Raw genomic sequence first — 3,965 nt, forward strand, 5'->3', positions numbered from 1 at the left:
CGTTCTCGGGGTCGAGCATGACGGCCGCGGCGGCGGCCCTCCCGCGCCAGCGCGCGGACATCGCGTCGATCGCCTCGTCCGCCGCCTGCTGCCCGACGACGTTCGCGAGCTCGCCGCGCTTGGACTCGAGCACCCGCTGGACGGCGTCGGCCGTCGCGATGCGGGTCGCGGCCTCCTGCGACGCGTCGGACGCCTCCTCGTCGGCGGACCCCACGCCGAGCCGGCGGATGACCCACGGCAGCGTGAGGCTCTGCCCGAGGAGCGTGCCGATCGCGACCGTGTAGGCGGCGAGCTGGATGGTCGCGCGGTCGGGGAACGGCCCGCCGTCGATCGTCGCGGGGATGCCCGCGGCGGCGGCGAGCGTGACGACGCCGCGCATCCCCGCCCAGGACACGACGGCGGACTCGCGGACGGTGAGCGCGTCGCGTTCCGGGCGATGGCTGCCGCGCAGGCGCAGGTTGTCGAACCACGCCGTGCCGAAGACGTAGAGCGGCCGCACGAGGACCGCGACCGCGAGCACGGCCAGCGACACGGTGACCGCGTGCCCGAGGCCCTGGTCGGAGGCGATGAGGTCGCGGATGATCCACGGGAGCTGGATGCCGATGAGGGCGAAGGTGAACGACTCGAGCAGGATGTCGAGCGTCGACCAGATCGGCTCCTCGAACAGGCGCGTGGCGTAGCCGGCGCGGGGCGACGTGTGCCCCAGGTAGAGCCCGGCGGCGACGACGGCGAGGACGCCCGACCCGTGCACGGCCTCGGCCGCCCAGTACGCGCCGAACGGGGTGAGCAGCCCGATCGCCGACGCGACGACCGGGTCGTCGAGGCGTACGCGGATCGCGTGCACGACCCAGCCGATCGCGACGCCGACGGCCACGCCGGCGACCACCGCGACGGCGAACGTGCCGACCGCGTTGCCGAACGCCCACGCCCCGGTGGCGGCACCGATGAGCGCGACCTTGTAGAGCGTGAGGGACGTCGCGTCGTTGATGAGGCTCTCGCCGGACAGCAGCGTCATGACGCGGCGGGGGAGCCCGAGGCGGCGTCCGACGGCGGCCGCGGCGACCGCGTCGGGCGGGGCGACGACCGCACCGAGGACGAGCGCGACGGCGAACGACACCGCGGGCTCGAGCGCCCAGAACACGAGCGCGACGGCGAGCGCGCTGAGCAGGACGAGCCCGACGCCGAGCCGCGTGATCGAGCTGAGCTGCGCGCGGAAGTCGCGGTACGAGCTCGCGAGCGCGGCCGAGTAGAGCAGCGGGGGCAGGACGAACTCGAGCAGGATCTCCGAGTTGATCTCGTACCGCGGCACGCCGGGGATCAGCGACACGACGAGCGAGATCGCGACGATGACGAGCGGGGACGGCAGGCCGCGTCGGCGGCACGCGGCGGCGACGAGGACGGCGCCCGCGACCAGCAGGAACACCTCGACGTGGTGCATCCGCCGCCCTCCCCGTGACCGACCGTTGCGCCCGACGCTAACGAAGCGGGCCGACCCGCGCGCCCGGTCGAGCGAGCAGCCGGCTCGGGCGGGGTGACCGGCGGTCGTGGTCGGAGTGGCGGAGGCGAAACGCTTCGACGGTTTACGCGGCGGCGCGCGTGTGGGTCACTGGCCCGGAAAGCCCTTACCCGAAGGAGGGATCAGCAGTGAGTCGTACAACGATCCAGAGGCGACGGCGCCCCTGGCGGACGATCCTCGCGGGACTCGCGGCGACAGCCGTCGCCGCGATGGTCGGCGTCACCGCCGCGACGACGGCGTCCGCCGCGAGCGTCGACACCGGCGCGTACTACGTCCTGCTCAACCGGCAGAGCGGCAAGGCGATGGAGGTCGCCAACTGGTCCACCGCCGACGGCGGCGTCGTCCAGCAGTGGACCCGCAACGACGGGAACTGGCAGCAGTGGAGGTTCGTCGACGCCGGGTCCGGCTGGTACAAGCTCCAGAACCGGCACTCCGGCAAGGTCCTCGACCTGTGGGGCTGGAGCACCGCCGACGGCGGCGAGTTCCGGCAGTACAGCGACCTCAACGGCACGAACCAGCAGTTCAAGCTCGGCGACTCCGAGGGGAGCCGCATCCGGCTGATCAACCGGCACAGCGGCAAGGCCGTCACCGTCACCGACCGGTCGACCGCGGACGGCGCGACGATCACCCAGCTCACCGACAACAACCAGTACAACCAGCAGTTCGACCTCGTGAAGGTCGGCTCGGGCGGCGGCACCACCACCCCGCCGCCGTCGAACGGCGGGTCGTTCCCGGCCTGGCCGTCGGCCACCAGCGCCAAGAAGGTGTCGTCGACCATCAACGTCTCCGGCACGTTCGACGGCGGGTACGTGCGCTACTACGGCATCTCCTCGGGCGACCAGGACGAGTCGCAGCCGCCGATCTTCCAGCTCTCCGACGGCGCCGTCCTCAAGAACGTCATCATCGGCACCGGAGCCGGCGACGGCGTGCACTGCACCGGCACCTGCACGCTGCAGAACGTCTGGTGGGAGGACGTCGGCGAGGACGCCGCGACGCTCAAGGGCTCGTCGTCGTCGCAGGTCATGACGGTCGACGGCGGCGGCGCACGGTCGGCGTCGGACAAGGTGTTCCAGCACAACGGGCCGGGGAAGTTCGTCATCAAGAACTTCCAGGTCTCGGACTTCGGCAAGCTCTACCGCTCGTGCGGCAACTGCTCCAAGCAGTACGCGCGGACCGTCGTCGTCGACAACGTCAAGGTGACCGCACCGGGCAAGTCGCTGGTGGGGATCAACTCGAACCTCGGCGACAAGGCCACGATCACCAACGTCCAGATCTACAACGACTCGTCGAAGAAGATCGCGATCTGCGAGGAGTACAAGGGCGTGACGTCCGGCGAGCCGTCCAAGATCGGCTCCGGTCCGTCCGCGGCCTGCGGCTACTCGACGTCGTCGATCACCTACCGGTGACGCGGCACGACTGACGCGGCACGACCGACGCGGCACGACCGACGCGTCACGACCGACGCGTCACGACCGACGCGTCACGCACCGAGCGACGGCCCCGCCCTGCACCGGGGGCGGGGCCGTCGCTCGCGCGCCTTGCGGCGTCAGGGGACGACGACCTCGCCACCGAGCCGGGCGACACCGAGCACGTTCGACGTCACGCCCGCGACGTCGGTCGGCGCGAGCGTGACGAGCGCGTACGCCGTGTACGTGCCGGCGGGCAGGTCGGTCCCCGAGCACGACGCCGCCGCCGTCCACTGGACGGAGATCGAGCTCGTCCGCCCCGCGGCGAGCGTCCCCGCGACCGAGGACGTCTCCTCGGACCACCGTCGGGAGTCCGCGACGACGAGTCCCGCCGCGTCGACGAGGACGACGCGCTCGTCGAGCAGCAGCGCCTCCGCGTCGCCCTTCCACCCGTCGCCCCCGGGCCGCCACGTCAGGGTCAGGTCGGCGGAGCGCCCGGCGGCGCCGACCGTCCCCTCCACCTCGAGGGCCCTGTCACCGTCCCGTACGACGTCGACGTCGGCCTCGCACCAGGGTGCGCGCGCGTTCCCGGCGAGGACCAGCGGCTCGCCCGGGCTGAGAGCCAGCACCTCACCGGAGTCCGGGTCGGCGAGCACGGCCCGCAGCGTGTACGAGCCGTCGGGCAGCGCGAGGTGGTCGTCCGGGCCGCCGCACGTGACGAGCGCCAGGTGATGGCCGCCGCTGGTCGTGCCGGGCACCATCGACGAGCCGGTGTCGAAGGCGTCGCTCGACGCGGCGACGACGACGCCGTCGCGCTCCGCGACGACACGCACGGGAGCGGGCGTCCGCTGCGAGGTCGTGCTCTCGACCGTGACCCCGACCGGGAGGGACGAGCGGGGGTGCTGCGGGTAGTGGCCGAGGTTCACCCCGAGGTGCCACGGGGACGTGTGCTCGGGCGCGCGCACCTGCCAGCCGCACGTGCCCGGTGCGGCGGCGCCGTCCGCGGCGGGCAGCGTCGACGCGACCTGGTCGGCGGGGAGCGG

Annotated in this window: 3 protein-coding genes; 1 reads left to right on the forward strand and 2 read right to left on the reverse strand. The window is 72.9% G+C overall.

The window, feature by feature from the left end:
* Positions 1 to 1,438, reverse strand: a 1,438-nt coding sequence (locus tag HGA02_RS12555; RefSeq protein ID WP_168679298.1) for a cation:proton antiporter, incomplete at its 3' end; no start/stop codon positions are given.
* Between the two features lie 206 nt (positions 1,439 to 1,644).
* On the opposite strand from HGA02_RS12555, the gene HGA02_RS12560 reads away from it, so the two are divergent.
* Entirely contained in the window at positions 1,645 to 2,922 is a 1,278-nt protein-coding gene (locus HGA02_RS12560) for a pectate lyase (RefSeq protein ID WP_343035463.1), read from the forward strand.
* 140 nt (positions 2,923 to 3,062) lie between these two features.
* Here the strand turns inward: HGA02_RS12560 and HGA02_RS12565 are convergent.
* On the reverse strand, positions 3,063 to 3,965 hold a 903-nt coding region (locus HGA02_RS12565), incomplete at its 5' end, for a hypothetical protein (protein WP_168679299.1).

The organism is Cellulomonas septica (assembly GCF_012396155.1).
Lineage (GTDB): Bacteria > Actinomycetota > Actinomycetes > Actinomycetales > Cellulomonadaceae > Cellulomonas > Cellulomonas septica.